This is a genomic window from Variovorax sp. P1_H2 (genome assembly GCF_056405295.1).
Genome location: NZ_JBFUCJ010000018.1, coordinates 46,332 through 73,272, shown reverse-complemented (window position 1 = coordinate 73,272; position 26,941 = coordinate 46,332). Strand labels below are relative to the sequence as shown.

Genomic DNA, 26,941 nt, shown 5'->3' with positions numbered 1-26,941 from the left:
GCCTCGCCCTCTTTTCTGCCTATGAAGTCGGGCAGTTTGGCAGGTTGGACACAACACGCGATGGCTCCGCCGGTCCGCGCCGCATCGAAGCGCATGGCGGCTGAACCGCCGAGACTGTCGGAGAGCGCCCTGCCGATGGTGCCACCGGCAGGGCCCACCGGCGGCTCGGGCGGCACCTGCCTGGGCGGGGACGCCGCGACCGGCGGCGTTTCGGGATCGGCGGCCCAGCAGGCGCCCGATACCAGGACGACGCCAGCCAGCATCCGCCGGCCGATCGCCCCGAAGCGCTTGAACCTGCGGCGTCTGTCAGCCTTCATGGTGCCTGCCTCCAATTCGTTGCATCAGTTCGCCGGTCCAGCCGATCAGCTTGACGAGCAGCACCGGCAGGCTGACCGTCACCGGATTCACGTAGTACCCAAGATAGCGCACCGTGAGCGACATGAGAAGAAAAGTGAGCCCGACCGCCGCCCCGATCCACAGCAGCGATCGGAGGATGCCGTGCGAGTCCACCAGGGCCGCTTCGATGGCCATGAAGAACAGGAAGCCGACCAGGTAGTTGATCCAGGCCGGCACCGGCGCGAAGTAGCGCTGGTCCAGCAGCGCTTCGAGCGCATTCGCCTGCAGGTCCATCCCCTGGACGTCACCGTCGCCGACCACCGAGCGATGGCGGTCGAGGGTCGGGCTGCGTTCGCCGACGATCACGATGCGGCCGCGCAGGTAATCGACATCGACGCGCGCCGCCGGCCGTTCGGCGCACGGCGGCTGCATCCTGGCGCTCGGTGCAGCCAGCGCACAGAGCAGGTCGCCACCCTGGAAGACGACCAGGTCCTTCGGCTCGATCAGGCTCATGTAGGGATTGCTGCGCGCATCGACGAGCGCGCGCAGGCGCGGGTACTTCTCGAACAGCAGCGGCTCGTAGGCACGGGCCGCCTCCAGCGCCAGCCCATTGACCCAGGCAGGCGCGGCCCCCTCCTCGCGCCGGACCGTCCAGCCCAGCGCGATGCGCGTCGAGTCGGTGTCGAGGTTCATGATCCCTTCCCGCAGCAAGGGGGCCATCGGCGGCCATCGGCAGCGCCACGGTCTTGAGGACCGAGCGCACCGGCAGCCTGCCTTCGCCCTCGGCAACCTCTTCCTTGTCGATGAACAGGCCCAGCACCACGGGCAGCCRCGCACTGGCCAGCGCGATGGCCGCCTGCAGGCGCGGGGTCGGATCGTGGCTGCGGCAGGGCGCGCGCGAAAACGTGCGGTCGATCACGATCAGGGCCGGTTGCCGCTCGACGATCGCAGGCAGCAGTTGCGCCAGGTAGTCGCGCTGCTCGCAGATGTTTCCGGCTAGCCCGTCCGCCGTCGGGTCCGCCTGCGGGTCGATTGGACCAGCGCCGTGTAGCGCGGCACCAGCCGGCGCGGCCAGGCGGCCACCGCGGTCCGGTAGAGCTCGCGTCCGCCGAACAGGGACTGCGACAGCGCCGAGCCCTCCGGCGAATGCGCCAGGTAGTGGACCGCCACATGCTCCAGCCCATAGGTCGCCACGCAGGCCAGCACGAACAGCGCGAACTTGCGCAGCCAGCGCCCGCGCCGATGCATGGCTTTCTTCCAGGGCGCCCGCCGATCGGGCGGCCCGACGAAATACGGCGACAGCTGGCTGCGCATGGTGTGCGCAGCATAGGCCGCAGCGCCGCAGGCATGCAATCCAACCGATGGCGGATGCCGCGGCGCGCAGCGAGGTCGCCGAACCCAGGGTTTTCCATTAATCAATCCACTTGATTTATTAACTTGGCGAACCCAAACTCTGTTGCCCGTCCTCAATACTTTCTGGCAAACAGGAGACAACCCGATGTTCAAGCTCACYCTCGCCGCCGCCCTGGCCTCCGCCGCTGTGCTGGCCGCCCCTCTSCCGGCCCAGGCCGCCGAGCCCGTGATCGGCCTGATCACCAAGACCGAGACCAACCCCTTCTTCGTCAAGATGAAGGARGGCGCCAGCGCCGAGGCCAAGGCCAAGGGGGCCAAGCTGCTGTCGGGCGCGGGCAAGACCGACGGCGACAACGCCGGSCAGGTSGCSGCSATGGAGAACATGATCGCSGCCGGSGCCAAGACCATCCTGATCACGCCGAGCGATTCGAAGGCGATCATCCCGGCGATCAAGAAGGCGCAAGAAAAAGGCGTGATGGTGATCGCGCTGGACAGCCCGACCGACCCGCAGGAGGCGACCGATGCGCTGTTCGCCACCGACAACTACAAGGCCGGCGTGCTCATCGGCGAGTACGCCAAGGCSGCSMTGGCSGGCAAGCCSGTGAAGATCGCSACCCTSGACCTGTTCCCSGGCCAYCCGGTGGGCGCGCAGCGCCACAACGGYTTCCTGCAGGGCTTCGGGCTSAAGAGCAACGACGCCAAGAACAACGAGCTGGCCCRCCCGGTGGAGGTGGTGTGCATGGCCGACAGCTTCGGCGACCGCGCCAAGGGCCAGACSGCGATGGAGAACTGCCTGCAGAAGAACCCSGACATCAACCTGGTCTACACCATCAACGAGCCGGCCGCCGCCGGCGCCTTCAACGCGCTTTCGAAGTCCGGCAAGGACAAGAGCGTCATGATCGTCTCGGTCGACGGCGGCTGCGACGGCATCAAGGACGTGGCGGCGGGCAAGATTGCCGCCACCTCGCAGCAGTACCCGCTGAAGATGGCCGCCATGGGCGTCGCCGCGGGCGTGGACTACGCCACCACCGGCAAAAAGGTCAGCGGCTACACCGACACCGGCGTGACGCTGATTGCAGCCAAGCCCGTCGCCGGTGTCCAGAGCAAGGACACCACGGTCGGCCACGACCTGTGCTGGGGCAAGAAGTAAGGCGCGCCGCGCCCCTTCGCACAAGCAGATAGCACACGATGGCTACCTTGTTGAAAGAGAAGCTGCCGCCCGTCGGCCAGCTCGGCCCCTTCATTGCGCTGCTGATCGCCTGCATCGCGTTCGGCACGACCACCGACCACTTCTTCAGCGGCGACAACTTCTCGCTGATCCTGCAGCAGGTGACGGTGGTGGGCGTGATCGCGATCGGCCAGACCCTGATCATCCTGACCGCCGGCATCGACCTGTCGTGCGGGATGATCATGGCGCTGGGCAGCATCGTGATGACCAAGCTGGCCGCCGACCTGGGGCTGCCGGCGCCGCTGGCTATCCTGGCCGGCATCGGCGTGACGGCGCTGTTCGGGTTGCTCAACGGGCTGCTGGTGACGCGCATCAAGCTGCCGCCGTTCATCGTCACGCTGGGCACCTTCAACATCGCCTTCGCGATCACCCAGCTCTACTCGGGTGCGCAGACCGTGACCGAGGTGCCGGACATGATGACCTGGCTGGGCAACACCTTCCCGGTGGGCGGCACCAACGTCGCCTACGGCACGGTGCTGATGATCCTGCTCTATCTTGGCGTCGGCTTCTGGCTGCGCGAGACCGGCGCCGGGCGCCACGTCTATGCGGTGGGCAACAACCCCGAGGCGACGCGCCTGGTCGGCATCCCGCCCGAGCGCGTGCTGCTCGGCGTGTACGTGATGGCCGGGGTGTTCTACGGCATCGCGTCGCTGCTGTCGGTGGCGCGCACCGGGGTCGGCGACCCGAACGCCGGGCAGACCGAGAACCTGGACGCCATCACCGCGGTGGTGCTGGGCGGCACCAGTCTGTTCGGCGGGCGCGGCATGCTGTTCGGCTCGCTGGTCGGGGCGGTGGTGGTCGGGGTGCTGCGCAACGGGCTGACGCTGATGGGCGTGTCGTCGGTCTACCAGGTGCTGATCACCGGCATCCTGGTGATCGTGGCGGTCACGGTGGATCAACTCTCGCGTCGTGGAGGCAGATGATGGCCACCCCCCAGATCGTGATGCAGGCCAAGGGCCTGGTCAAGCGCTACGGCCAGGTCACCGCGCTGGACGGCGCCGACTTCGAGCTGCGCGCCGGCGAGATCCTGGCCGTGATCGGCGACAACGGCGCGGGCAAGTCCTCGCTGATCAAGTGCCTGTCGGGCGCCACGATTCCCGACGARGGCGAGATCATCCTGGACGGCAAGATCATCCACTTCAARGGCCCCATCGACGCGCGCCGCGAGGGCATCGAGACGGTCTACCAGGACCTGGCCGTGGCGCCGGCCATGACCATCGCCGAGAACCTGTTCCTGGGCCGCGAGATCCGCCGCGAGGGCTTCCTGGGCAACGTGCTGCGCATGCTCGACAAGACCAAGATGCTCGAGCAGAGCATCGCGCGCATGAACGACCTGAAGGTYGGCATCCGCTCGATGACGCAGGCGGTGGAGACGCTGTCGGGCGGCCAGCGCCAGTGCGTGGCGGTGGCGCGCGCGGCGGCCTTCGCCAGCCACGTRGTGATCCTGGACGAGCCCACCGCGGCGCTCGGCGTGAAGGAGGGCAACATGGTGCTCGAGCTGATCCGCCGGGTGCGCGACAAGGGCCTGCCGGTGGTGCTGATCAGCCACAACATGCCCCACGTCTTCGAGATCGCCGACCGCATCCACGTGGCGCGCCTGGGCAAGCGCGGCGCGGTGCTCAACCCSAAGAAGATCAGCATGAGCGACACCGTCGCGGTCATGACCGGCGCGCTGCCGCCCGAGCARCTGCCCGCCGAATGYCTGGCATGAGCGCAGCGCCGGGCYGCCCCAAGCAAGCTCGCACCGCAGTGCGCAGCACGAAGGTATCGCGATGAGCGCAGCGCCGGGCCGCCCCAAGCAAGCTCGCACCGCAGTGCGCAGCACGGAGGTACCCCGATGGCCGGGGTGCTGCATGCGATGAGCCCGGCGCCCGAAGCGGCCGGCAGCGGCCCGCACGATGCGAATCACCGCCTGCGTCCGCGCGGCTCGAGCCAGGGCGGCCTGCGCCAGTACAACGAGCGGGTCGTGCTGCAGGCGATCCGCAACCACGGCCCGATGCCGGGCGCCGAACTGGCGCGGCTCACCAAGCTGACGCCGCAGACCATCTCGCTGATCACCAAGCGGCTGCTCGACGACGGCCTGCTGCTGCGCGGCGCCCTGCTGCGCGGCAAGGTGGGCCAGCCCTCGGTGCCGCTGGCGCTGAACCCGGACGGCGCTTTCTCGATCGGCATCAAGCTCGGGCGGCGCAGCCTCGACATGCTGCTGGTCGACTTCACCGGCGCCGTGCGCGTGCGGCGCAGCCTGAACTACGACTTCCCCACGCCCGAGGCGGTGTTCGGCGAGATCGCACGGCGGCTGGCCGAGTTCCATGCGCTGCTCGGCGCGGCCGAGCAGGAGCGGCTGCAGGGCATCGGCATCGCGGCGCCGCTGTCGCTGGGCGGCTGGCAGGCGCTGCTGGGCTTCGAGGCCGACCACGCGGCGGCCTGGAACCGCACCGACGTGCGGGCCCGGGTGGCGGCACTGTCGACGCTGCCGGTCAGCTTCGTGAAGGACACTGCGGCCGCCTGCGTGGCCGAGCTGGTGGCCGGGCGCGGGCGCAGCGTGCGCAGCTTCGTCTACATCTTCGTCGACACCTTCATCGGCGGCGGGCTGGTGATCGACAGCCATCTGCGCGGCGGACTCAACGGCAACGCCGGCGCGATCGGCTCGCTGGCGCTGCAGCGCGCGCAGCCGGGCGACGCCGGGCCGCCGCCGCAGCTGCTCAGCGTGGCGTCGCTGATCACGCTCGAGCGGCGCTACGAGGAAGCCGGGCTGGATCCGGCCGCGGTGGCCGACGAGCGCGCATTGCAGGCGCCCTGGCGGCCGATCACGCAAGGCTGGCTGGACGAGGCGGCGCCGGCGATCATGCTGGCGATCCACGACGCCGCCTGCCTGCTCGACCTCGAGGGCGTGATCATCGACGGCTCCTTCGGCCGCGCGCTGCTCGACGCGCTGCTGGCGGCGGTGTCGGCGGCACGCGGCCGCTACAACTGGGAAGGCGTCGAATGCCCGCAGCTGCTGCCGGGCACCACCGGCTCGGATGCCCGCGCGCTCGGCGGCGCGCTGCTGCCGCTGCATGCCAACTTCGCACCCGACCGGGATCTGTTCCTGAAGCTGGACAAGGCGTCGGCCTGAGGCCCCGGCGCGGACTCAACCGGCCAGCGCCTCGACCCGCAGTGTGGTGATCGCGCCGGCCACCGCGGGGCTGGCCTGCAGCGCCTGCACGGCCAGGTCCAGCGCGCCCTGTGGCACCGCGTCGGTCAGCACCAGGCCATGCGGACCCTGCCCCGCCCGCTCGGCCGCCAGCAGAAGCCGGTGCACCGGCAGCTGCAGAGCCGCGAGCGATGCCGCCACCGCCTCGATTTGCGGCGCGGCATGCAGGGGCACACGCAGGTAGTGCGCGCTGCACACGGCCGCGCGCGGCAGCACCGGCAAGGCATTCATCGCATGCGCATGGAAGCCCAGGTGCGGCACGCGCTGCCCCGCGTGGGTGCCGGCCATGCGCGCGACGTCGACCAGGTCGGCGATCACGGCCGAGGCGGTCTGCTCGGACCCCGCGCCGGCGCCGTAGTACATCGTGACGCCCGCCGCGTCGGCCTTGACCATGATGCCGTTCATCGCGCCATTGACCTGCGCCATGAGGTGCGCGGCGGGCACCAGCGCGGGCTGCACGCGCAGCTCCACGCCGTTCGCTTGCCGCCGGGCGATGCCCAGCAGCTTGACGCGAAAGCCCAGCTGTTCCGCACAGTCCACATCCAGCGCCTGCAGGGCCGCGATGCCTTCCACCTGCGCGTCCTCGAAGCGCACCGGCATGCCGAAGGCATTGGCGGCCAGCAGCGTGAGCTTGTGCGCGGCATCGATGCCCTCGACGTCGAAGGATGAATCGGCCTCGGCATAGCCCAGCGCCTGCGCCTGCGCGAGTGCGGCGGCGAAATCCAGCCCCTCGTCGCGCATCTTGGAGAGGATGAAGTTGGTGGTGCCGTTGATGATGCCCGCCACCCATTCGATGCGGTTGGCCGTCAGGCCCTCGCGCAGCGCCTTGATGATCGGGATGCTCACGGCCACCGCCGCCTCGTAGGCCACGGCCACGCCGTGCAGCCGGGCGGCGGCGAAGATTTCGCTGCCATGCACCGCCAGCAGCGCCTTGTTGGCCGTGACCACGTGCTTGCCGTGCGCGATGGCCGCCAGCACCCAGTCGCGCGCCGCGCCGGTGCCGCCCGCCACTTCGACCACCACGTCGACCTCGGGATGGGTGGCGACGCGAAAGGGATCGCCGGTCAGTTCGGCCTGGCCATCGATGATGGCCGCCGCGCGATCCAGGTTGCGCGCCGCCACGATCACCAGTTCGATCCCGCGCCCCGCGCGGCCCGCGATCTCGGCCTGGTTGCGGGCCAGCACGCGGAAGGTGCCCGACCCCACGGTGCCGATGCCGATCATGCCGACGCGCAGGGGGCGGGTGGCCGCAGGGAGGCGGCTCAGGGGCTCGAGGGACTGGACTGGATCGCGGTACATGAAGATCTCCGAACGAACGAACAAACAAGAAACCCAGCTGCCAGAGCTGGGTTGGATTCGTTCGAGGGAGAAGCGAGAAACACCAGGTGGCTGCCGGAACGGCCACCTGCGCGTGCTCAGGGGGCCGCGGTGGTAATGGTGGTAATCATTCGTGCGTCCAGCCTCGCGCGGCCCGGGAGGGCAGCGCCGAATGCAGCGAGGAAGGGATGGCACGACATGGACGCAGAGTGTACAGGAGCAGCGAACGACGCCGCGCTACGAATGGCAGATGCAAGCCTCCCCGTGCGCCGCCGACACCAGTTCGCTGAGGATCCCGCATTCCTTGGCCGCATGCGGCTGCGAACAGCGCCCGCGCAGCCCGGTCAGCTGCTTCTCCAGCGCCTCCAGGCTCTTCAGGCGGGCGCGCACCCGGTCGATCTGCTCGTCCACGAGCTGGTTGATGTCGGCGCAGTCCTGTTGCGGGGCGGTGGTGAAATCCAGCAGCCGCTTGATATCGCTCAAGGGGATGTCCAGCGCCCGGCAATGGCGCACGAAGGACAAGCCTTCCAGGTGCGCCTGCCCGTAGGCGCGATAGCCGTTGGGCTGCCGTTCGGGCGCCGCCAGCAGGCCGGCCCGCTCGTAGTAGCGGATCGTGCCGACATCGACACCCGTGGCGCGGCTCAGATCGCCGATCTTCATCATGATGATGGCTGTTTCTTGCTGGTGGAAAAGCAGAATCGTAGCCGCTTGACCCTATAGCAGGTACAGGGTGTGAAATAGCCCCTGAAAGCGATCACCATGGCCAGACACCTTCACGATCACACGCCCGCCGAATCCACCGGGTCCGAAGCATGCTGCGGGCCCAGTGCCTGCTGCGGCCCCGCGACGCTCGCGGTTGCCGAAGCCGCCGCGGCGCCGAACACCTTCCGCATCGCCACCATGGACTGCAGCGTGGAAGAGTCCGAGATCCGCCGGCTGGCGGAGCCGATCGCCGGGATTCGCGGCCTGCATTTCCGGCTGCCCCAGCGGACGCTGCGCATCGACGGCAGCGACGACGCGGTCCGCCAGGCGCTGGCCGCCATCCGCAAGGCCGGMTTCGCGCCCGAGCCGCTGGCGGCGGCCGGCGCCAACCACGGGCACGCCGAAACCACCGGCACCCTGCGGCTGGCGGCGGCGCTGGGCTTTGCGGCGCTGGCCGAGGCGATTTCCTTCTTCGCCCCCGACAGCACGGCCTGGACCGTCGCCGGGATGGCGGTTGCGGCGGTCGCGATCTGGCTGGCCGGGCTCGAAACCTACGCCAAGGGCCTCGGCGCCCTGCGCCACGGCAAGCTCAACATCAACGCCCTGATGTCGGTCGCCGTCACCGGCGCCTTCGTCATCGGCCAGTGGCCCGAGGCGGCCATGGTGATGGCCCTCTATGCCATCGCGGAACTGATCGAGGCGCGCGCGGTCGACCGCGCCCGCAACGCGATCAAGGGCCTGGTCGACCTGGCGCCCGACGCCGCCGAGGTGGCGCAGCCGGACGGCAGCTGGCGCCGGGTCAAGGCCATCGATATCCCGCTGGACGCGATCGCGCGCGTGAAACCCGGCGAGCGCGTGGTGCTCGACGGCGTGGTCACGCGGGGCCACAGCAGCATCGACCAGTCGCCCGTCACCGGCGAGAGCATCCCGGCCGACAAGGAGCCCGGCAGCCCGGTCTTCGCCGGCACCATCAACCAGAACGGCGAGCTGGAATTCCGCGTGACGGCGGGCGCCGACGACTCGACCTTGGCCCGCATCATCCATGCCGTCGAGGAAGCCCAGGGCACGCGCGCCCCGACCCAGCGCTTCGTCGACCGCTTCGCCGCGGTCTACACGCCCACCGTGTTCGTACTCGCCCTGGCGGTGGCCGTGCTGCCGCCGCTGCTGCTGGCCTGGCCCTGGCTCGCCGCCATCTACAAGGCGCTGGTGCTGCTGGTGATCGCCTGCCCCTGCGCGCTGGTCATTTCCACGCCGGTCACGGTGGTCAGCGGCCTGGCGGCCGCCGCCCGCCGCGGCATCCTGATCAAGGGCGGCTCGCACCTCGAGCATGCCCGCCTGCTGAAGGCCGTGGCCTTCGACAAGACCGGGACCCTGACCGAAGGCAAGCCGAAGCTGGTGGCCTTCAAGGCCTGGCACGGCGCCGACGAGGCCCAGGTCCGGCGCTGGGCCAGGAGCCTCGCGCTGCGCTCCGACCACCCGGTATCGGCCTCGATCGCCCAGGGCCTCGAAGGCGACGCGATGGCGATCGACGGGTTCAGGGCCTTGCCGGGGCGCGGCATCGAAGGCGTCGTCGACGGCCGCCCGATGGTGCTGGGCAACCACCGCCTGATCTCCGAGCGCGAGCAGGCCGACCCGGCGCTCGAAGCCGAGCTGGCGGCCCATGAGGCGCGAGGGCGCACCGTCACCCTGCTGGCGGACGCGGACGGCGTGCTGGCACTGTTCGCGGTGGCCGACACGATCAGGCCGAGTTCCGTGCAAGCCATCGTTGCGCTGCGCCAACTGGGCGTCAGCCCCGTCATGCTGACCGGCGACAACCCGGCGACCGCCCGGGCGATCGGGCGCGAGGCCGGCATCGACGATGCGCGCGGCGGGCTGCTGCCGGAAGACAAGCTGTCGGCCATCCGGGACATGCGCCGGCGCTACGGCTCGACCGGCATGACCGGCGACGGCATCAACGACGCGCCGGCGCTGGCCCAGGCCGACATCGGCTTCGCCATGGGCGGCGCCGGCACCGATACGGCCATGGAAGCGGCCGACGTGGTGATCATGAACGACGATCTCGGGCGCATCGCGGAGACGATCCGGCTGTCGCGGCGCACGCACGCGGTGCTGTGGCAGAACATCACGCTGGCACTGGGAATCAAGGCGGTGTTCTTCGTGCTGGCGGTGTTCGGCAGCGCCACCATGTGGATGGCCGTGTTCGCGGACATGGGCGCGAGCCTGCTGGTCGTCGCCAACGGGCTGCGGCTGTTGCGCGGCGCGCCCGCGCCTTTTCGTTCGCCTTGACAGGCCTCGCGCTTCGAAAGCAGCATCCACGCGTCGCCACCGGCTGTCGGCGGAGGTGGCGCAAAGGTCCCGGCCTCACCGGGGCGCGTCCGGCGCCTGCAGGACCTCGTCGAACAGCCAAAGGAGTTGCCGCGCGAACAGGTCCATGTTCAGCGCCCGGTCGCCTTCGCCGGTCTCGATGGTCTTCGTCCGCGTCTGCGCGCCGGCGACCGCGACGCACACATGGCCCGGCGCATCGCCGTAGGGGCTGGCCGAGGGTCCGGCTGCGCCGCTCTCGGCAAGCCCCCAGGTCGCGCGCAATTGCGTGCGGATCCGGGTCGCGACGAGGGCGGCGTAAGGCTCGGTCTCCCCGCGCATCCCGGCGACGTCGGCGGCGGTCAGTCCCAGCAGCGCCTTGCCGGCACGCCGGGTGTAGACGACTGCGCCACCAAGGAAGAAGGCCGATGCGCCCGGAATCGCCAGCAGCGCGGCCGACACCAGGCCGCCGGCCGAGGATTCGGTGACCGCCACCGTCTGGCCGCGCTCGCGCAGGGTGGCGCCGATGCGGGCGGCAAGCGTGGCAAGCGATGGCAGGTCGATCATGCGGCGGCTCATTGGATAACCTTCGCGCAGCAGCGCTTCGGTATTCGCCTTGGGAGCGGCCCGGCGGCTCATTGGATAACCTTCGCGCAGCAGCGCTTCGGTATTCGCCTTGGGAGCGGCCCGGCGGCTCATGCCGCGATCGCCCCGGCCGCACGCACCGTGGCGGTCTTGCGCACCGGCGTCGACAGCACCAGCGAGGTGGTCACCGCGCCATAGGCCGCGAGCGCGTCGACGACGCGCTGCAGGTCGATGGGCTCGGCGATGGCGCAGCGCACGAAGAAGCAGTCCTCGCCGGTCACGCGGTCGGCTTCGAGCACCTCGGGCATCTCCTCGAAGAGCTTGACGTACTTGCGGATGCCGGCATGGTCGGTCTGGACCCGGATGATCGCCTGCAGCCCGATGCCGATGGCGCGCAGATTGACCCGGGCGCCGTAGCCCTCGATCACGCCCGCCTCCTCGAGCTTGCGCACGCGCTCGCTCATCGCCGGCTGCGACAGCCCGATGCGCTTGCCCAGCGCCGCCAGGCTCTGCCGTGCATCGGTCTGCAGCGCCTCGAGGATCAATCGATCCTTCTTGTCCAGTTGCATCCTTCGGCTCCATCCATGGGTGCGGTGCCCGACCGATGATCCATCGGTTTCGGGCCTTGATTTCCAATGCCTCGCGCTGGTGCACGGCGGCGGCCCTTCCTATCGTAAGGGCCCTCTTCAACTCCCGGTCCCCCCGATGCAACTTCTCGGAATGCTCGACTCCCCCTATGTGCGGCGTGTCTCGGTCTCGCTGCACCTGCTGGACATCCCCTTCACCCACCGGCCGATCTCGGTCTTCAGCGGCTTCGACGCCTTCAGCGCGCTGAATCCGGTGGTGAAGGCGCCCACGCTGGTCTGCGACGACGGAAGCACCCTGATGGATTCCAGCCTGATCCTGCAATTCGTCGAGCTGCAGGCGGCGCGCAGCCTGCTGCCGTCGGACCCGACCGAGCGCCAGCGCGCCTTTCGAATCATGGGACTGGCCCTGGCAGCCTGCGAGAAGACGGTGCAGATCGTCTACGAGCGCAACCTGCGTCCACCCGAGAAGCAGCACGGGCCCTGGGTCGAGCGGGTCGCGGGCCAGCTGCACGCCGCCTACGCCTTGCTGGAGCGGGAGCTTGCGGCGRCGCCGCTGCCGGCGCAGGCAGCGACCATCACGCAGGCCGGCATCAGCACGGCGGTCGCCTGGACCTTCACGCGCATGATCCTGCCGGACATGGTCGATGCGCCGGCGCATCCGGCGCTGACGGAATTCACGGCGGCCGCCGAGCAGCTGGCCGCGTTCAGGGCCGCACCGCCCTGAAGAAGGCCTTTCCCACCGCCGCAGAGCTCGCTAGACTCTGGCGCAAAGCACGCTGAACCATGATCTTCGAGCAGATTGCCACCGGCGGATGCCAGTCCTACCTGGTGGGCTGCGACGAGACGCGCGCCGCTGCGCTCATCGATCCCGCGCTGAGCCAGATCGACCACTACCTCGCCCTCGCCGCCCGGAACGGCGTGCGCATCCGCTACCTGATCGATACCCACACTCACGCCGACCATTTCTCGGCCACCAAGGAACTCGGGCGCCAGCTCGACGTGCCGGTCGTGATGCAGCAGTCCAGCCCGGCGCCCTTCGTGGACATGCGGATCGGCGACGGCGAAATGATCGTGGTGGGCCACATGCGGCTGCAGGCGCTGCACACGCCGGGGCACACGAAGGACTCGATGTGCATCCTGGTGGAGGATCGGCTGTTCACCGGCGACACCCTGCTCATCGGCGGCACCGGCCGCACCGACCTCCCGACCGGCGACCCCGAGCAGCTCTACGACAGCCTGTTCCATCGCGTGCTGCGCCTGGATCCGTCGCTCAAGGTGTTCCCGGCGCACGACTACAAGGGCCGCAGCCATTCGACGATCGGCGAAGAACTGGCGTCGAACCCGCGTCTGCAGAAAACCGAGCGCGGCGCCTTCGTCGAGATGATGCGCAGCCTCAACCTCACGATGCCGACGCACCTCACCGAGGCGCTGCGCACCAACATGAGCGGCGGCAAGACCGTGGCGCGGCTGCTGGAGGAAGCCACGGCGGCCGTGCCCTTCATGTCGCTGGCCGAACTCAGGGCGCGCGTGGCGGCCGCGGAGGACGACCTGATCGTGCTCGACGTGCGGGAGCGCGATGCCTACGAGACGGCCCACATCCCCGGCGCACGGCTGCTGCCGCGCGGCCAGCTCGAGCTGCGCGTCAACCAGGAACTGCCCGACCCGACCCGGCGCATCCTGACCTGCTGCGAGCTGGGCTACATCTCGACGCTGGCCGCCGCGACCCTGCGCGAGATGGGGTTCACCCATGCGGTCGCGCTTGACGGCGGCATGAAGGCCTGGCGCGAAGCCGGCTATCCGCTCGAAGGCGCGCAGGGCACCGGGCGCCCTGCCTGACCCTCGTCCGGCCGCGGGCTTCGCCGTGCGGGCGCCCTCAGCCGGTCAGTGAACCGACGACGGCCGCTGGGTGGCGAGCCATGTCGAGGATTCAGCCGGCTCGCCCTGCCCCGGAATGCCGCCCCCGGCCAGCACCAGCGCGGCACGTGACACGAGCTCGCCGGCCAGTGCGGCACCCATCGCGCAGCGTCGAAGCGCGTTCTCGTGCGCGTCGGCGTTCGACTCGGCGTCGGCATTCAGCAGCAGGGCCGCGACATCCAGCGCCGCAGCGGCCGCGGCGAGGCACAAATGGGCGCCCGCATTCCCTCGCTGATCCAACTGCACCCGGTGCATCTCCTCGGTCGCCGCCGGCGAATCGGAGGCCCAGCCGACCAAGCGTGCATGTCCCTCCACCAGCGAGCCTGCAAACATCTCCGTGATGACCTCGACGACCGCCTTCTTCGCATCATCAATCTTGCCGCCGGGCGCGCTGGACATGTGTTCTCTCCGTCGTGGAATGTCGTGGAATGGGGTGGCGGAAGGTCCGGACCTTCCGGCGAGCAAGCAATCTATCGCCCGATCGAGGAGAAATCCGGTCGGCCCCCGGGTGCGCAGGCGATGCAGGGCCAGGCCCGGCCGCGCCTCGCGCCGCCGGCCTACTTGCGCGCGGCCTTGAGCACATCCGCAATCAGGAAGGCCAGCTCCAGGCTCTGCGACCCATTCAGCCGCGGGTCGCAGGCGCTGCGATAGCGCGCCGAGAGTCCCTCGTCCGTCAGCGCCTGCGCGCCTCCGCGGCATTCGGTGACGTCCTGACCCGTCATCTCGAAATGCAGGCCGCCGGGATAGGTGCCTTCCTGCCCGTGCGCAGCAAAGAAGCCCTGCAGCTCCTGGAGGATGCGTTCGAAGTCGCGCGTCTTGTAGCCGTTGGAAGAGGTCACCGTATTGCCGTGCATGGGATCGCAGCACCAGACCGGCTTGCGTCCCGCGCGGCGCACGGCGCGCAGCAGGAGCGGCAGCCGGTCCGCGATCTTGTCGCTTCCCATGCGCGTGATGAGCACCAGCCGGCCAGGCTCGCTCTCCGGGTCGAGCACGTCCATCAGGCGAAGCACATCGTCCGGGCTGGCCGAGGGCCCCAGCTTGACGCCGATCGGGTTGCCGATGCCGCGCATGTACTCGACATGTGCGCCAGCCAGCTGGCGGGTGCGCTCGCCCAGCCAGAGCATGTGGGCCGAGCCCCCGTACCAACGGCCGGTGCGCTCGCTGAAGCGGGTCAGCGCCTCCTCGTAGTGCAGGTGCAGGGCCTCGTGCGAGGTGTAGAACTCCACCGCGTGCAGCTGTGGGGCCCGGGTGGCGTCGAAGCCGCAAGCCTCCATGAACGCAAGCGACTGGGTGATGCGGTCCGCGAGTTCTTCGAAGCGCTCGCCCTGCGGGCTCGCGCGAACGAAGTCGGCTGTCCACCGATGCACCTCGTGCAGGTCGGCAAAGCCGCCCTGGGCGAGCGCGCGCAGCAGGTTCAGCGTGGTCGCGGAATGCGAGTAGGCGGTGATGAGGCGCGAGGGGTCCGGCTGCCGCGCTTGCGCCGTGAACGCACTCCCGTTGATGATGTCGCCCCGGTAGGAGGGCAGCTCCGCGCCTTCCTGCCTCTCGACGTCGGAAGACCGCGGCTTTGCGAACTGGCCAGCGATCCGCCCCACCTTCACGACCGGGCAGGCGGCGGCGTAAGTCAGCACGACGGCCATCTGAAGGATCACGCGGAAGGTCGATTCCACCGGCTCCTGGCCGAATTCGTCGAAGCTTTCGGCGCAATCACCGCCCTGCAACAAGAAGGCCTCGCCGCGGGACACGGCCGCCAGGCGTTCGCGCAGTTGCGATACCTCGCCGGGAAAGATGAGGGACGGCAGGCCGCAGAGGTGCCGCTCGGTTTCCTGCAGCGCGTGCAGGTCGGGGTACGACGGCATCTGCAATGCCGCGTGATGTCGCCAGGAGGATGGGCGCCAGTGCAGGTGGGACATCGTTGAATCTCCAAGTCTGGCCCATTGGACCAGAGCTGTAGCCGAACCGTGCAGCAGCGCGGAAGTCGAGTGGCAGCACCAGCGACGGCAGAATCTCTACCTTCGCCGCCGATCCGGCCTCCGCAGGCGTACCGCTGCCGAGGCCTGCAAGTGCGCCGCCAGCGCCTTCGCCGCCGGCGAAAGGCGCTGCTCGTCGTAGAAGCAGATCGCGAAGCTGCGCTGGGCCCATCGATCGGTCAGCGGCAGCACCTTGAGCCCATAGGTGGTCGCCACGGGCTCGGCGACTTCGCGCGGAACCACTGCGATTCCAAGGTTGGCGCGCACGCAGCGCAACGAAGCATCGAAGGTCGAGACCACGGCACGGTAGCTGATCGGCTTGCCGATGATGGCGGCGGCTCGCGCCAGCATGGTGTGCACCGCCGTCGACGCCGGCAGTCCCACATGGTCGTAGGCCAGCGTTTCCTCGAAAGCGCAGCGCTTCCTGCCCGCGATCGGATGGGAAGGACTCGCGACGATGGCCAGGTGGTCGTTGCGATAGGGCCTGGTCTGCAGACCCTCGAGGTCCGCGGCGTCCCAGCAGACCGCAAGCGGCGCCAGGCCTTCCCGCAGGCCGCGGACGACGTCGCGGCTGAGCGCTTCCTCGATGTCGATCCGGATCTCTCGATGTTCGGGGACATGCAGGAAGGCAGCGATATCGTCCGGCAGGAACTCGGCGATCGACGAGACGGTGGCGAGGACCCTCACCTGCCCCTTGATCCCCTTGCCATAGGCGGCCATGTCGCGCGAGACCCGGTCGGCGCCGGCGAGCATGGCGCGTGCATGCTCCAGCAGGATCTCGCCGGCCCCGGTGATCGCGACGCCTCGCCGATTCCTTTCGACGAGGACATTGCCCAGGCTGCCCTCGAGCTGCGCAATGCGCTTGCTGACGGCCGAGGCGACGATGTGATGCTGTTGCGCGGCGCGCGCAATGTTGCGGGTCTCGCAGACGGCGACGAACAGCCGAAGGCTCGTGAGGTCGAGGTCGTGCATGGAATGAGGGCGATGTGACATTCCGAAATGGAACGCTGCTCGTTCCAATCTACCGCTTTTCAGAGGAATATGGAATGTCTACAGTCTCCCTCACGACGCCACGACCGTGCGCCGAGAGCCTGGAGACAAKCACATGACACTCAGTTCCGCCCGCCTGCGGCGCAGCGCCGTGATCCGCGAGGTCGGCCTTCGCGATGGCCTGCAGAGCATCGCCACCATCCTGCCGACCGCGCAGAAGATCGAATGGATCCGCGCCGCCCATGGCGCCGGCCAGCGCGAAATCGAGGTCGGCTCCTTCGTGCCGGCACGGCTGCTGCCGCAGCTGGCCGACACCGCGGAACTGGTGGCGTTCGCCAAGACCCTGCCGGACCTTTTCACGTCCGTTCTGGTGCCCAATCTGCGCGGCGCGGAAAGCGCGATCGCGGCCAAGGCCGACCTGATGATCGTGCCGCTCTCGGCCAGCCATGCGCACAGCCTGGCCAACCTGCGCAAGACACCCGACGCCGTGGTGGCCGAAGTGGCGAAGATCCGCGCGGCGCGCGATGCCGCGGGATCGCGAACCCTGATCGAGGGTGGTGTCGGCACGGCCTTCGGCTGCACGCTGCAGGGCCTGGTCGACAAGCGCGAAGTGCTGCGCCTGATGCAGGCGCTGCTCGACGCCGGCGCCGACCGCGTGAGCCTGGCCGACACGGTCGGCTATGCCGATCCGGGCATGGTGCGCGACCTGTTCGAGGCCGCCGTCAAGATCGCCGGCGACCGCTTCTGGTGCGGCCACTTCCACGACACCCGCGGGCTCGGCCTGGCCAACGTCTATGCGGCGCTGGAAGTCGGCGTGGCCCGCTTCGATGCCTGCCTGGCCGGCATCGGCGGCTGCCCCCACGCGCCGGGGGCCAGCGGCAACGTCTCGACCGAAGACCTGGCCTACATGCTCGGCAGCATGGGCATCGCGACCGGCATCGACATCGGCAGGCTGCTGGCGCTTCGCGCACAGGTCGCGCGGTGGCTCGCGGGCGAGACCCTTCACGGCGCGCTCTGGCAGGCCGGACTGCCGAAGACCTTCGGCCTCGCCGCCGAAGCCATTTCAGCCTGAACAAGCACAGAAACGTCAACCATGGCCACCGCCTCCGCTCCCCTGCCCCTCGCCGGCGTCCGCGTGCTCGAATTCACCCACATGGTGATGGGCCCGACCTGCGGCATGATCCTCGCCGACCTCGGCGCCGAAGTCATCAAGGTCGAGCCGCCGGGCGGCGACAAGACCCGCAAGCTGCCGGGCCTGGGCATCGGCTTTTTCCGTTCCTTCAACCGCAACAAGAAGAGCGTGGTGATCGACATCGGCACCGACGAGGGCCGGGCCACCGCAGCCGAGCTCGCGGGCCAGTGCGACGTCGTGCTGGAGAACTTCCGCCCGGGCCTGATGGCCAGCTTCGGGCTCGACCACGAAACCCTGTCGAAGAAATACCCGCGCCTGATCTACGTCACGCACAAGGGCTTCCTGCCCGGCCCGTACGAGAACCGGCTGGCGCTCGACGAAGTGGTGCAGATGATGGGCGGGCTGTCGTACATGACGGGGCCGGTCGGCCGGCCGCTGCGCGCCGGGACATCGGTCAACGACATCATGGGTGGCATGTTCGGCGCCATCGGCGTGCTGGCCGCGCTGCGCGAACGCGAGCTGACGGGCAAGGGGCAGGAGGTGCAGAGCGCGCTGTTCGAGAACTGCGTGTTCCTGTCGTCGCAGCACATGCAGCAGTTCGCGATGACCGGTGAGCCGCCGCCGCCGATGCCCTCGCGGGTGTCGGCCTGGAGCGTGTACGACGTCTTCACGCTGGCGGACGGCGAGCAGCTCTTCATCGGCGCGGTCAGCGACAAGCAGTTCCTGACGCTGTGCCGGGTGATCGAGGCCCCCGAGCTGGCGGCCGATCCGGCCCTGGCCAACAACGCGCTGCGCGTGGCGGTGCGCCCGGCGCTGCTGGCCAGGCTCGGCGAAATCCTCAAGCACCATCGCGTCGAGGAACTCTCGCCGAAGCTCGAGGCGGCCGGCATTCCGTACGCGCCGATCGTGCGGCCCGACCAGCTGATCAACGACCCGCACCTCAAGGCCAGCGGCGGCCTGGTGCCGATGGAATGCGAGGACGGAGAAACCACCGACGTCGTGCTACTGCCGCTGCTGATGGGCGGCCGCCGGCCCGGTGTGCGGCACGCGCTGCCGGGCATCGGCCAGCACACCGAGGAGATCCTCGCCGGCCTGCCGAGCCACGTTCCCGCCTGACACCAATCAACCAAGACCCACGGAGACAAACATGACCTTCACCCTTCAACGCCGCGGCATCACCGCATGGATCGCTGCCAGCCTTGCCTTGGGCGCAACGGGCAGTTTTGCCCAAGGCTCCGACAAACCGCTGCGCATGGTGCTGCCGGTCGGCGCCGGCTCCGGCGTCGACACCATCATGCGGGCCGCCACGCCATCGCTCACCAAGGCGCTCGGCGGCCAGGCCGTCGTGATCGAGAACCTGCCCGGCGCCGGCGGCATCACGGGCACCAGCGTCGTGGTGCGCGCACCCGCCGACGGCCAGACGCTGGGCGTGGTGTCGAACAACCACGTGGTGAACCCCAGCGTCTTCAAGAAGATGCCCTTCGACGCCATCAACGACATCACGCCGATCTCGGTGATCGGCGCCACGCCCTTCGTGCTGGTGGTCAATCCGAAGCTGCCGGCCAGGAACGCCAAGGAACTGCAGGCGCTGCTGAAAGCCAAGCCGGATGGCTACAACTACGGATCGTCCGGAAACGGGACCATCATTCACCTGGGCGGCGCGATGTTCATGGACGCCGCCGGCGTCGAAGCGCGCCACATCCCCTACAAGGGCGTCGGCCCCATGGTGGCCGACATCATCGGCGGCCAGGTCGAGATGGGCGTGGTGGCGGTGCCGGCGATCCAGGGCCAGCTCAAGAGCGGCGCAGTGCGGGCCATCGGCGTGATGGGCAAGAGCCGGGTGCCTTCGCTGCCGGACGTGCCGACCATGGCCGAGCAGGGCTTCCCGGAGGTCGACATTTCCGGCTGGTTCGCCGTGATCGGCCCGGCCAAGCTGCCACCGGCCGAAGTCAAGCGCCTGCACGCCGCCATCGTGGCCGCGTTCAACACGCCCGAGACCCGGGACGCCATGGCCAAGCAGGAGAACATCATCAATCCGATGACGCCCGAGGCCTCGGCCCAGTTCTTCAAGACCGAGCAGGAGCGCTATGCAAAGCTGGTCAAGAAGGCGAATATCACCGCCGAGTGACCCACTCAGGGGCACGCACGCAAGGGAGCTCGCCATGTCTGATCTGTTCGAAAACCCGATGGGCCTGATGGGCTTCGAGTTCGTCGAGTTCGCCTCGCCGACGCCCAACACGCTCGAGCCCTTCTTCGAGAAGCTGGGCTTCCAGCGGGTGGCCAAGCATCGATCCAAGGATGTCGTGCTGTACCGGCAAGGCGACATCAACTTCATCGTCAACCGCGAACCCAACAGCCCGGCGGCGTACTTCGCCGCGGAGCACGGGCCGTCGGCCTGCGGCATGGCGTTCCGGGTCAAGGATTCGCACAAGGCCTATGCGCGGGCACTGGCGCTCGGCGCACAGCCGATCGAGATCGCCACCGGCCCGATGGAACTGCGCCTGCCGGCCATCAAGGGCATCGGCGGCGCACCGCTCTACCTGATCGACCGCTTCGAGGACGGCAAGTCGATCTACGACATCGACTTCGAGTTCATCGAGGGCGTCGATCGGCATCCCGTCGGCCACGGCCTGAAGCTGATCGACCACCTGACCCACAACGTCTACCGTGGCCGCATGGCCTTCTGGGCCAACTTCTACGAGAAGCTGTTCAACTTCCGCGAGATCCGCTATTTCGACATCCAGGGCGAGTACACCGGCCTGAGCTCGAAGGCGCTGACCGCTCCCGACGGCAAGATCCGCATCCCGCTGAACGAAGAGTCGTCGAAAGGCTCGGGCCAGATCGAGGAGTACCTGATGAAGTTCAACGGCGAGGGGATCCAGCACATCGCGCTGCTCAGCGACAACCTGATCGACACCATCGACCAGCTCGGACTGGCCGGCGTGCCGTTGATGACCGCGCCCAACGACATCTACTACGAGATGCTCGAGACGCGATTGCCGGGCCACGGCCAGCCGGTCGCGGAGTTGCAGGCGCGCGGCATCCTGCTCGACGGAAGCACCGAAGGCGAAAACCCGCGGCTGCTGCTGCAGATCTTCTCGGAGACGGCGTTCGGTGGTCCGGTGTTCTTCGAGTTCATCCAGCGCAAGGGCGACGACGGCTTCGGCGAGGGCAACTTCAAGGCCCTGTTCCAGTCGATCGAGCGCGACCAGGTGCGCCGCGGCGTGCTGAAGACGCACTGAGACCGGTCATCGGCAACAACCCATCGCCGGCGGACGCTCAAGCCATGCGCTTGACGGCTTCGATCCACTTGCCGAAGGCGCGCATCTGGTCGGTGACGAACTTGCGCGTGGTGTCGTCCGTGCACGTTCCGTCGGCGTCGAACTTGGCGCCGGCGCCACCGATGAACACCTCGGGCTTCACCAGTGGCGCAGCATTCACGAACAACAGGATCTTGCGCAGATCGTATTGAACGCGCGCGCCGCCCAAGGGCCCCGGCGAGGCCGAGAGGATGGCCACCGGCTTGTGTGCGAAGGGCTGGTCGTCGCCACGGCTGAGCCAGTCGATCGCATTCTTCAGCATGCCCGGGACCGAGAAGTTGTACTCGGGGGTGGCGATCACCAGGCCGTCGGCGCGACGGACGCGGTCGCGCAGCGCCTCGACCACGGGCGGCAAGCCCTGGGCCAGCAGGTCGGCGTCGAAGGGAGGCACGCCGCGCCACTCGACGACTTCCATGCCCATGTCCTGCGGCATCACCGACGCGGCCAGGTCCAAAGCCATCCTGTTGATCGACGCGGCACGCAGGCTGCCGCAGAGGCCGACGATATCCAATGTGCTCACCGTGTTCCGTCCTTCAATGAATCGTTCCGCCTGCCATGTGGAGCAGGCTCTCGGTGACGTTGCGCTCCGTTCCGGAAATGTGCTGTCTCAGCAAGCCCAGCGCCTTGTCCACGTCGCGCGCCAGCACCGCCGCCAGCAGGCGTTGATGCTCGGTCGTCTTGTTGCGCTCGACCTTGCGGTGCCGCGCGGAGTAATACCTGTAGCGCTCTGCGCTGTCGAACAGCGCCGACACGAGCTTCAGCATCAGGGGCGAAGAGGCTCCCGCGTAGATGGCCATGTGAAACGCGCGATGCCGCTGCGACCAGTCCTCCTGCAGGACCATCGGACCGGTGCCCAGTCGCTGCTCGATCAGCGAGAGGCTGTGCGCGGCGGCCACCAGCCCGGCCTCCCAGGCGTCCGACCCGTTGGCCATGGAGTCGCGAAGAGCCTCGCATTCCACCAGCAGGCGTACGCGCGTGAGGTCGGCGATGCCTTCCACCGTGAGCGGCGCCACGTGGAAGCCGCGGTTTTCGAAGGCCTGCACCAGGCCTTGCTCGGCCAGCCGGCTCAGTGCTTCGCGCAAGGGGCTGCTGCTGACGTCGTAGTGCTTGCTCAGTTCGTCGACCCGCAGGCGCTGCCCCGGCTCGACCTCGCACCGCACGATGGCCTGGCGCAGCCGCCGGTAGGCGAGTTCGGCCAGCGGGATGTCTGCATCCGCCGGGACATCGAGGGGTTTGACTGAAGTCTTCACGGCGGCGATCTTAACGCATCAGGCAGAGATCACTCAACCACGCATACACGTTTACCCTAGGCATATTTCTATTTTTTATGCATGAAAATACTTTCGTGCATTGAAAGACGCGACGTCTCGACGCGAAACCACACCCACCTTCAAGGAATCCACATGAAACTGATGTCATACCTGCGCGCCGGCCGCGAGACCTGGGGCGTCGTGATCGGCGATGGTGTCGCCGACCTGAGCCAGCGCACCGGCTGCGCCACCCTCGCCGACTTCATTGCGAGCCCGGCCTTCGCGCAGCGCGATGCGCTCGTGGAGGGCCTGCAGGCCGACGCGAAACTGTCCGACGTGGTCTTCCTGCCGGTGATTCCGCGCCCCGAGAAGATCGTCTGCGCCGTGCGCAACTACATGGACCATCACCAGGAAGTGCTGGCCGCCGGCATGCAGCGAGAGCTGTCGGAGCAGCCGCCGATCTTCCTGCGCGTGTGGCGCTCGCAGACCGCGCACGGCGCGCCGATCATCCGGCCGAAGGTGTCGGACTCGCTCGACTGGGAGGGCGAGCTGGCGGTGATCATCGGCCAGGGCGGCCGCGACATCGCCGAGGTCGATGCATGGAAGCACGTGGCCGGCTACAGCTGCTACAACGACGCCAGCGTGCGCGAGTGGCAGTTCCACGCCAAGCAGATCGCCTCGGGCAAGAACTTCGAATCGACCGGTGCGTTCGGCCCGTGGATGGTGACGGCCGATGAAATCGCGCCGGGCCGGGAGCTCAAGCTCGAGACCCGGCTGAACGGCCAGGCGGTGCAATCGAGCCACACCGGCCACATGATCTTCTCGATCCCGCGCCTCATTCAGTACGCCTCGACCATCTTCACGCTGGTGCCCGGCGACGTGATCGCGACCGGTACGCCCGCCGGCGTGGGCTGGAGCAAGAAGCCGCCGCAGTTCATGCAGGCCGGCGACACCGTCGAGGTGGAGATCGAGGGCATCGGCTTGCTGCGCAACCCGGTGGTGGCGCAGGCCTGAAGCCGCCCTCGCCCCAAGGAGACAAGCAACCATGAAAAGAAGACACCTTCTGGCAGCCTGCAGCGCCTGGGCCGCGTGCAGCGCGCTGCCCGTCGCGGCGCAGGGCTACCCCGACCGGGCCATCAAGATCTACCAGGGCTTTGCCCCAGGCGGCAACGCCGACGCGATTGCCCGCGCAGTCGGGGTGGAACTGGGCAAGACGCTCGGCCAGCCCGTGGTGGTGGAAGCGCAGGCCGGTGCCGGCGGCACCATTGCCGCCTCCACCGTGGCCCGTGCCAAGCCCGACGGCTATACGCTGCTGATGGCCACCGGCGGCCACGCGGTGGCCGGCGCGCTCTACGGCACGCTGCCCTACAAGACCGTGGCGGACTTCGAGATGGTGTCCACCGTCACCTACTTTCCGTTCCTGATCGTCGTCAACGCCAATTCGAAGTTCCAGAACTTCGGCGAACTGGTCGCCGCGGCCCGCGCCGCGCCGGGAACGCTGGCCTACGGGACGGCCGGCATCGGCTCGACGCACCACCTGGCGGGCGAACTGCTGGTGAGCATGGCGCGCACGCCCATGCTGCACGTGCCCTATCGCGGCGACGCCGCCTCGCTCACGGCGCTGCTGTCGGGCGAAATTCCTTTCATCATCGCGCCGCCGACGGCGGTCATCTCGAACATCCAGGCCGGCAAGCTGCGCGCGCTGGCGACCACCGGGCCGCAACGCTGGCCCGGCCTGCCGGGCGTTCCCACGGTGGCCGAGCAGGGCGTGCCCGCCTACAGCGTGCGCTCGTGGGCCGGCCTGATGGCGCCGGCCGGCACGCCTCGCGCAGTGATCGACCGGCTCAACGCCGAGACGCTCGGCGCCCTGCGCACGCCGGCCGTACGCCAGCGCCTGGAAGACATGGGCGGCGAGGCCCGCGGCAGCACGCCGGAAGAGATGAAAACCCTGGTCGGCAGCGAGCTCCAGAAGTGGACGCAAGTGGTGGCCGAAGCCAAGATTCCAAAACAATGACCATGACACTGATCCACATCCGAAAGCGCAGCCTGACCGTCGAGACGGTCTATCACGAAGGCGGCCCCGTCGCCGACACGCACCTGCGGCTGGCCGCCGCCTGCGCGGTGGTTCGCAACCCCTACGCGGGCCGCTACGAACCCGACCTGCTGCCTTTCATGGCCGAGCTGCGCGGCCTCGGCCGGCTGCTGGCCGAGGAACTGGTGGCCACGCTGGGCAAGGGCCAGGTCCAGAGCTACGGCAAGGCCGCGATCGTCGGCGTCAACGGCGAGCTCGAGCACGGCGCCGTGTGGCACGAGGCCGGCGGCTGGGCCATGCGCGAAGCGCTCGGCGAGCCGAAGGCCATCGTGCCCTCGGCCAAGGCCGTGGCCCAAACCGGCTACCGCCTGATGGTGCCGCTGCACTACATCCATGCCGCCTACGTGCGCAGCCACTACAACAGCCTCGAAATCGGCATCCAGGACGCGCCGCGGCCCGACGAGATCCTGTTCGCACTGGTCATGGGCGACGGCGGCCGCATCCATGCGCGCCTGGGCGGCCTGAGCACGGACAAGGTCTGCGTGCATGACGGGCAGCGCTGAGCGATGACACGCGCCACCATGAAAGCCATCCAGCTCCAGGCCCCGGGCGGACCCGAGGTGCTCTCGCTGGTCGACCTGCCGCTGCCCGAGCCCGGCCCCGGCGCCGTGCGGGTCCAGGCGCATGCCATCGGCGCCGGCGGGCCCGACGTGCTGATCCGCAACGGCACCTACAAGTGGATGCCGCCGATGCCCGCGATCCCGGGCAACGAGATGGCCGGCGTGGTCGATGCCGTCGGCCCCGGCGTCCAGGCCCTGCGGGTCGGCCAGCGCGTGCTGGTGAGCGCGCGCGAGCTGCCGCAGCGCGGCAGCTGCTATGCCGAGTTCATCTGCGTGCCCGAAACGGCGCCCTTCGTCCTGCCTGACACCATCGCTTTCGACGACGCCGTGAGCCTGGGCAACTTCCAGCTTGCGTTGGCGCTGCTGGGCAGCAACGGGAACCTCCCGGCGCAATCGATCCTGGTGCCCGGCGCGGCGGGCGGCGTCGCGACGGCGCTGATCCAGGTGGCGCGCGCACGCGGACTGCGCACCATCGGCACCGCATCCACCGACATCAAGCGCGCCTTCGCGCTCGACAACGGCGCGGACGAAGTCATCGATGGCGATCCGCAGACCTTGACCGAACAGGTCATGCGCCTGACCGGCGGCCGGGGTGTGGATCTCGCCTTCGACCACCTCGGCGGCCAGCTGTTCATCGCCTGCCTGCGCGCCTTGGCGCCGTTCGGCATGGTGGTGTCGTACAACATCGTCAGCGGTCCGCCGGACGGCGACGTGTTCGACGAACTGCGCAAGCTGCTGGGCAGGAGCCTGGCCATCCGCACCTTCTCGATCCACACGGTCGACGCCGACGCCGCGCAGCGCCGCGGCCTGATGGCGTCGGCCATCGCCCTCATGGCCGACGGCCGCGTGCGCGCGCCGCGTGCCACGCACTTCGCGCTGGCCGATGCGCGCCACGTGCACGAGCTGCTCGACAGGGGCGAGACCCTCGGCAAGATCGTGCTGCATCCCTGACCTCACGCCCGGAGCCCACCTTGAACCAGCCCTACGCCCCCAATCTTTCGCACTGCGGCATCTTCTGCCGGGACCTGGCGGTGATGAAAGCCTTCTACTGCGGCACCTTCGACATGCAGGAGACCGACCGCGGCGAAGGCTTCACCTTTCCCTTCACGATCGTGTTCCTGAGCGGACGAGGCGACCAGCATCATCAACTGGCGCTGGCCTCCAGCCGCGGCGCCGACTCGCCGAGCACCGTGATGCAGCTGTCTTTCAAGGTCCAGACGCTCGATCACCTGCGCGAGGCCCGCCGCCGCGCACTCTCGCTCGGCGCCACGAAGATGCGCGGCCTCAACCACGGCAACGCCATCTCGATCTACTGCATGGATCCGGAAGACAACACGGTCGAGGTCTACCTCGACACCCCTTGGTATGTGAGCCAGCCGCACGGCGATCCGCTCGACCTCGACCAGGACGACGAGGCGATCTGGTCGGAAACCGAGCGCATCGTGCGCACCGATCCCAGCTTCATGCCGGTGTCGGAATGGGCGGCGCGCTTCGTGCAGCGCAGTGAGGCACTGCGCAACGCAGGCCCCTGAAGCCGGACGAGCGGGCCTCGCGTCAGTCGGCCAGGAGCTTTCCGGCGAACGCGGAGAATCGCGCCAGATAGGCGCGAAGGAACGCGGCCGTCGCTTCATCGCGCACCGTGTTCTCCTCGTCCAGCAGGTCGGGCTTGAACGAAACGTAGGCCTCGCCGCCGACCACAGAAGCGCCCAGGATGCCGAGGATCTGACGCAGGTGCTGCTGGCCGACGGCGGTACCGATCGCGCCCGGCGAAGTGCCGGTCATGGCGATCGGCTTGTCCTTCCACACATTGCGATCCATCGGCTTGGAGCCCCAGTCGATCGCGTTCTTCAGCACGGCGGGGACCGAGCGGTTGTATTCCGGCATGACGATGAGCATGGCATCCGCCCGCGCGCATTGCATCGTGAATGCGTGGACCGCTGCCGGCCTGTCCGCTTCCAGGTCGCCGTTGTACATCGGCAGGTCCGCGAGCGGTATCTCGTGGAAGTCGAGTTCGGGCGGCGCGAGCTTCATCAGCGCCTCCGCCAGCCTGCGATTGAGGGACGCCTTGCGCAGGCTGCCGATGAGGATGGCGGTCTTGATGCGCTTCACGG

General features: G+C 68.8%; 30 protein-coding genes. 17 read left to right on the top strand and 13 right to left on the bottom strand.

The window, feature by feature from the left end:
- Window positions 1-317: hypothetical protein (locus tag AC1D2E_RS09310; RefSeq protein ID WP_478197139.1), on the bottom strand; the 317-nt coding region annotated here is incomplete at its 3' end.
- Window positions 307-1,029: a CHASE2 domain-containing protein gene (locus tag AC1D2E_RS09305; RefSeq protein WP_478197138.1), complete on the bottom strand. Its 723-nt coding sequence runs from the start codon at window positions 1,027-1,029 to the stop codon at window positions 307-309. The genes AC1D2E_RS09310 and AC1D2E_RS09305, both read right to left, overlap by 11 nt.
- Here AC1D2E_RS09305 and AC1D2E_RS09300 point away from each other — a divergent pair.
- A complete protein-coding gene (locus AC1D2E_RS09300) occupies window positions 1,028-1,336 on the top strand; it encodes a hypothetical protein (protein ID WP_478197137.1) in 309 nt (102 codons plus the stop codon). The two genes, AC1D2E_RS09305 and AC1D2E_RS09300, sit on opposite strands and share 2 nt — an antisense overlap.
- Here AC1D2E_RS09300 and AC1D2E_RS09295 read toward each other — a convergent pair.
- Complete coding sequence (locus AC1D2E_RS09295) at window positions 1,333-1,650, bottom strand: hypothetical protein (protein ID WP_478197136.1); 318 nt, start codon at window positions 1,648-1,650, stop codon at window positions 1,333-1,335. The genes AC1D2E_RS09300 and AC1D2E_RS09295 overlap by 4 nt on opposite strands.
- A 184-nt stretch (window positions 1,651-1,834) precedes the next feature.
- Between AC1D2E_RS09295 and AC1D2E_RS09290 the strand changes: the two genes are divergently transcribed.
- The 4 genes from AC1D2E_RS09290 to AC1D2E_RS09275 all read left to right on the top strand — a co-directional run bounded on the left by AC1D2E_RS09290 (window position 1,835) and on the right by AC1D2E_RS09275 (window position 6,032).
- Complete coding sequence (locus tag AC1D2E_RS09290) at window positions 1,835-2,839, top strand: substrate-binding domain-containing protein (RefSeq protein ID WP_478197135.1); 1,005 nt, start codon at window positions 1,835-1,837, stop codon at window positions 2,837-2,839.
- Window positions 2,840-2,877: 38 nt separating this feature from the next.
- Complete coding sequence (locus AC1D2E_RS09285) at window positions 2,878-3,840, top strand: ABC transporter permease (protein ID WP_478197134.1); 963 nt, start codon at window positions 2,878-2,880, stop codon at window positions 3,838-3,840.
- The gene (locus tag AC1D2E_RS09280; RefSeq protein ID WP_478197133.1) at window positions 3,837-4,628 is read left to right on the top strand and encodes an ATP-binding cassette domain-containing protein; all 792 of its coding nucleotides are present in this window, start codon (window positions 3,837-3,839) and stop codon (window positions 4,626-4,628) included. The genes AC1D2E_RS09285 and AC1D2E_RS09280 overlap by 4 nt, the downstream gene beginning before the upstream one ends.
- Before the next feature lie 126 nt (window positions 4,629-4,754).
- A complete protein-coding gene (locus AC1D2E_RS09275) occupies window positions 4,755-6,032 on the top strand; it encodes an ROK family protein (RefSeq protein WP_478197132.1) in 1,278 nt (425 codons plus the stop codon).
- 15 nt (window positions 6,033-6,047) lie between these two features.
- Here AC1D2E_RS09275 and AC1D2E_RS09270 read toward each other — a convergent pair whose 3' ends face one another.
- Together AC1D2E_RS09270 and AC1D2E_RS09265 are read right to left on the bottom strand one after the other, a co-directional pair.
- A complete protein-coding gene (locus tag AC1D2E_RS09270) occupies window positions 6,048-7,409 on the bottom strand; it encodes a homoserine dehydrogenase (protein ID WP_478197131.1) in 1,362 nt (453 codons plus the stop codon).
- Window positions 7,410-7,664: 255 nt separating this feature from the next.
- Window positions 7,665-8,087: a Cd(II)/Pb(II)-responsive transcriptional regulator gene (locus AC1D2E_RS09265; RefSeq protein ID WP_478175648.1), complete on the bottom strand. Its 423-nt coding sequence runs from the start codon at window positions 8,085-8,087 to the stop codon at window positions 7,665-7,667.
- Between the two features lie 99 nt (window positions 8,088-8,186).
- Here AC1D2E_RS09265 and AC1D2E_RS09260 point away from each other — a divergent pair, with 99 nt between their 5' ends.
- Window positions 8,187-10,415 (top strand): heavy metal translocating P-type ATPase, encoded by a 2,229-nt coding sequence (locus tag AC1D2E_RS09260; protein ID WP_478197130.1) that lies wholly within the window; start codon window positions 8,187-8,189, stop codon window positions 10,413-10,415.
- 75 nt (window positions 10,416-10,490) lie between these two features.
- On the opposite strand, the gene AC1D2E_RS09255 is transcribed toward AC1D2E_RS09260, so the two are convergent.
- Window positions 10,491-11,129, bottom strand: a complete 639-nt coding sequence (locus tag AC1D2E_RS09255) for a CinA family protein (RefSeq protein ID WP_478197129.1) — start codon at window positions 11,127-11,129, stop codon at window positions 10,491-10,493.
- On the bottom strand, window positions 11,126-11,584 hold the full coding sequence (locus AC1D2E_RS09250; RefSeq protein WP_478197128.1) for an Lrp/AsnC family transcriptional regulator: 459 nt from the start codon (window positions 11,582-11,584) through the stop codon (window positions 11,126-11,128). Before AC1D2E_RS09250 ends, AC1D2E_RS09255 begins: the two co-directional genes overlap by 4 nt.
- Window positions 11,585-11,720: 136 nt before the next feature.
- On the opposite strand from AC1D2E_RS09250, the gene AC1D2E_RS09245 reads away from it, so the two are divergent.
- Complete coding sequence (locus tag AC1D2E_RS09245; protein ID WP_478197127.1) at window positions 11,721-12,326, top strand: glutathione S-transferase; 606 nt, start codon at window positions 11,721-11,723, stop codon at window positions 12,324-12,326.
- A 59-nt stretch (window positions 12,327-12,385) separates the two neighbouring features.
- Entirely contained in the window at window positions 12,386-13,438 is a 1,053-nt protein-coding gene (locus AC1D2E_RS09240; protein ID WP_478197126.1) for an MBL fold metallo-hydrolase, read from the top strand.
- A gap of 45 nt (window positions 13,439-13,483) precedes the next feature.
- On the opposite strand, the gene AC1D2E_RS09235 is transcribed toward AC1D2E_RS09240, so the two are convergent.
- The 3 genes from AC1D2E_RS09235 to AC1D2E_RS09225 form a co-directional block, all read right to left on the bottom strand.
- Entirely contained in the window at window positions 13,484-13,915 is a 432-nt protein-coding gene (locus AC1D2E_RS09235; protein ID WP_478197125.1) for a hypothetical protein, read from the bottom strand.
- A gap of 158 nt (window positions 13,916-14,073) precedes the next feature.
- Complete coding sequence (locus tag AC1D2E_RS09230; RefSeq protein WP_478197124.1) at window positions 14,074-15,429, bottom strand: class II 3-deoxy-7-phosphoheptulonate synthase; 1,356 nt, start codon at window positions 15,427-15,429, stop codon at window positions 14,074-14,076.
- A gap of 96 nt (window positions 15,430-15,525) precedes the next feature.
- Window positions 15,526-16,458, bottom strand: a complete 933-nt coding sequence (locus AC1D2E_RS09225) for a LysR family transcriptional regulator (RefSeq protein ID WP_478197123.1) — start codon at window positions 16,456-16,458, stop codon at window positions 15,526-15,528.
- Between the two features lie 133 nt (window positions 16,459-16,591).
- On the opposite strand from AC1D2E_RS09225, the gene AC1D2E_RS09220 reads away from it, so the two are divergent.
- Genes AC1D2E_RS09220 through hppD form a run of 4 tightly spaced genes read left to right on the top strand, consistent with a single transcriptional unit; the run spans window position 16,592 to window position 20,850 of the window.
- Complete coding sequence (locus AC1D2E_RS09220) at window positions 16,592-17,548, top strand: hydroxymethylglutaryl-CoA lyase (RefSeq protein ID WP_478197122.1); 957 nt, start codon at window positions 16,592-16,594, stop codon at window positions 17,546-17,548.
- 21 nt (window positions 17,549-17,569) lie between these two features.
- Window positions 17,570-18,724 (top strand): CaiB/BaiF CoA transferase family protein, encoded by a 1,155-nt coding sequence (locus AC1D2E_RS09215; protein ID WP_478197121.1) that lies wholly within the window; start codon window positions 17,570-17,572, stop codon window positions 18,722-18,724.
- A gap of 31 nt (window positions 18,725-18,755) precedes the next feature.
- A complete protein-coding gene (locus AC1D2E_RS09210) occupies window positions 18,756-19,736 on the top strand; it encodes a Bug family tripartite tricarboxylate transporter substrate binding protein (protein ID WP_478197120.1) in 981 nt (326 codons plus the stop codon).
- 34 nt (window positions 19,737-19,770) lie between these two features.
- Complete coding sequence (gene hppD, locus AC1D2E_RS09205) at window positions 19,771-20,850, top strand: 4-hydroxyphenylpyruvate dioxygenase (protein ID WP_478197119.1); 1,080 nt, start codon at window positions 19,771-19,773, stop codon at window positions 20,848-20,850.
- Between the two features lie 37 nt (window positions 20,851-20,887).
- On the opposite strand, the gene AC1D2E_RS09200 is transcribed toward hppD, so the two are convergent.
- Both AC1D2E_RS09200 and AC1D2E_RS09195 read right to left on the bottom strand, forming a co-directional pair.
- On the bottom strand, window positions 20,888-21,448 hold the full coding sequence (locus tag AC1D2E_RS09200) for an NADPH-dependent FMN reductase (RefSeq protein ID WP_478197118.1): 561 nt from the start codon (window positions 21,446-21,448) through the stop codon (window positions 20,888-20,890).
- 13 nt (window positions 21,449-21,461) lie between these two features.
- Window positions 21,462-22,178 (bottom strand): GntR family transcriptional regulator, encoded by a 717-nt coding sequence (locus AC1D2E_RS09195; RefSeq protein ID WP_478197117.1) that lies wholly within the window; start codon window positions 22,176-22,178, stop codon window positions 21,462-21,464.
- Window positions 22,179-22,331: 153 nt separating this feature from the next.
- On the opposite strand from AC1D2E_RS09195, the gene AC1D2E_RS09190 reads away from it, so the two are divergent.
- Genes AC1D2E_RS09190 through AC1D2E_RS09170 form a run of 5 tightly spaced genes read left to right on the top strand, consistent with a single transcriptional unit; the run spans window position 22,332 to window position 26,362 of the window.
- Window positions 22,332-23,192, top strand: coding sequence for a fumarylacetoacetate hydrolase family protein (locus tag AC1D2E_RS09190; RefSeq protein ID WP_478197116.1), 861 nt, complete (start codon window positions 22,332-22,334; stop codon window positions 23,190-23,192).
- Window positions 23,193-23,223: 31 nt separating this feature from the next.
- Complete coding sequence (locus tag AC1D2E_RS09185) at window positions 23,224-24,192, top strand: tripartite tricarboxylate transporter substrate binding protein (protein ID WP_478197115.1); 969 nt, start codon at window positions 23,224-23,226, stop codon at window positions 24,190-24,192.
- Between the two features lie 2 nt (window positions 24,193-24,194).
- Window positions 24,195-24,773, top strand: coding sequence for an amino acid synthesis family protein (locus AC1D2E_RS09180; protein WP_478197114.1), 579 nt, complete (start codon window positions 24,195-24,197; stop codon window positions 24,771-24,773).
- 3 nt (window positions 24,774-24,776) lie between these two features.
- Complete coding sequence (locus AC1D2E_RS09175) at window positions 24,777-25,781, top strand: zinc-dependent alcohol dehydrogenase family protein (protein ID WP_478197113.1); 1,005 nt, start codon at window positions 24,777-24,779, stop codon at window positions 25,779-25,781.
- A 20-nt stretch (window positions 25,782-25,801) separates the two neighbouring features.
- A complete protein-coding gene (locus AC1D2E_RS09170) occupies window positions 25,802-26,362 on the top strand; it encodes a VOC family protein (RefSeq protein ID WP_478197112.1) in 561 nt (186 codons plus the stop codon).
- 22 nt (window positions 26,363-26,384) lie between these two features.
- On the opposite strand, the gene AC1D2E_RS09165 is transcribed toward AC1D2E_RS09170, so the two are convergent.
- Complete coding sequence (locus tag AC1D2E_RS09165; protein WP_478197111.1) at window positions 26,385-26,939, bottom strand: NADPH-dependent FMN reductase; 555 nt, start codon at window positions 26,937-26,939, stop codon at window positions 26,385-26,387.
- Between the last annotated feature and the right edge of the window lie 2 nt (window positions 26,940-26,941).

Coding starts and splice junctions, on each gene's coding strand:
- AC1D2E_RS09235 (WP_478197125.1), bottom strand. CDS start 13,915: ATGTCCAGCGCGCCCGGCGGCAAGATTGATGATGCGAAGAAGGCGGTC.
- AC1D2E_RS09215 (WP_478197121.1), top strand. CDS start 17,570: ATGGCCACCGCCTCCGCTCCCCTGCCCCTCGCCGGCGTCCGCGTGCTC.
- AC1D2E_RS09220 (WP_478197122.1), top strand. CDS start 16,592: ATGACACTCAGTTCCGCCCGCCTGCGGCGCAGCGCCGTGATCCGCGAG.
- AC1D2E_RS09255 (WP_478197129.1), bottom strand. CDS start 11,129: ATGAGCCGCCGGGCCGCTCCCAAGGCGAATACCGAAGCGCTGCTGCGC.
- AC1D2E_RS09190 (WP_478197116.1), top strand. CDS start 22,332: ATGAAACTGATGTCATACCTGCGCGCCGGCCGCGAGACCTGGGGCGTC.
- AC1D2E_RS09230 (WP_478197124.1), bottom strand. CDS start 15,429: ATGTCCCACCTGCACTGGCGCCCATCCTCCTGGCGACATCACGCGGCA.
- AC1D2E_RS09250 (WP_478197128.1), bottom strand. CDS start 11,584: ATGCAACTGGACAAGAAGGATCGATTGATCCTCGAGGCGCTGCAGACC.
- AC1D2E_RS09210 (WP_478197120.1), top strand. CDS start 18,756: ATGACCTTCACCCTTCAACGCCGCGGCATCACCGCATGGATCGCTGCC.
- AC1D2E_RS09185 (WP_478197115.1), top strand. CDS start 23,224: ATGAAAAGAAGACACCTTCTGGCAGCCTGCAGCGCCTGGGCCGCGTGC.
- AC1D2E_RS09295 (WP_478197136.1), bottom strand. CDS start 1,650: ATGCGCAGCCAGCTGTCGCCGTATTTCGTCGGGCCGCCCGATCGGCGG.
- AC1D2E_RS09275 (WP_478197132.1), top strand. CDS start 4,755: ATGGCCGGGGTGCTGCATGCGATGAGCCCGGCGCCCGAAGCGGCCGGC.
- AC1D2E_RS09305 (WP_478197138.1), bottom strand. CDS start 1,029: ATGAACCTCGACACCGACTCGACGCGCATCGCGCTGGGCTGGACGGTC.
- AC1D2E_RS09175 (WP_478197113.1), top strand. CDS start 24,777: ATGACACGCGCCACCATGAAAGCCATCCAGCTCCAGGCCCCGGGCGGA.
- AC1D2E_RS09180 (WP_478197114.1), top strand. CDS start 24,195: ATGACACTGATCCACATCCGAAAGCGCAGCCTGACCGTCGAGACGGTC.
- AC1D2E_RS09225 (WP_478197123.1), bottom strand. CDS start 16,458: ATGCACGACCTCGACCTCACGAGCCTTCGGCTGTTCGTCGCCGTCTGC.
- hppD (WP_478197119.1), top strand. CDS start 19,771: ATGTCTGATCTGTTCGAAAACCCGATGGGCCTGATGGGCTTCGAGTTC.
- AC1D2E_RS09240 (WP_478197126.1), top strand. CDS start 12,386: ATGATCTTCGAGCAGATTGCCACCGGCGGATGCCAGTCCTACCTGGTG.
- AC1D2E_RS09270 (WP_478197131.1), bottom strand. CDS start 7,409: ATGTACCGCGATCCAGTCCAGTCCCTCGAGCCCCTGAGCCGCCTCCCT.
- AC1D2E_RS09265 (WP_478175648.1), bottom strand. CDS start 8,087: ATGAAGATCGGCGATCTGAGCCGCGCCACGGGTGTCGATGTCGGCACG.
- AC1D2E_RS09285 (WP_478197134.1), top strand. CDS start 2,878: ATGGCTACCTTGTTGAAAGAGAAGCTGCCGCCCGTCGGCCAGCTCGGC.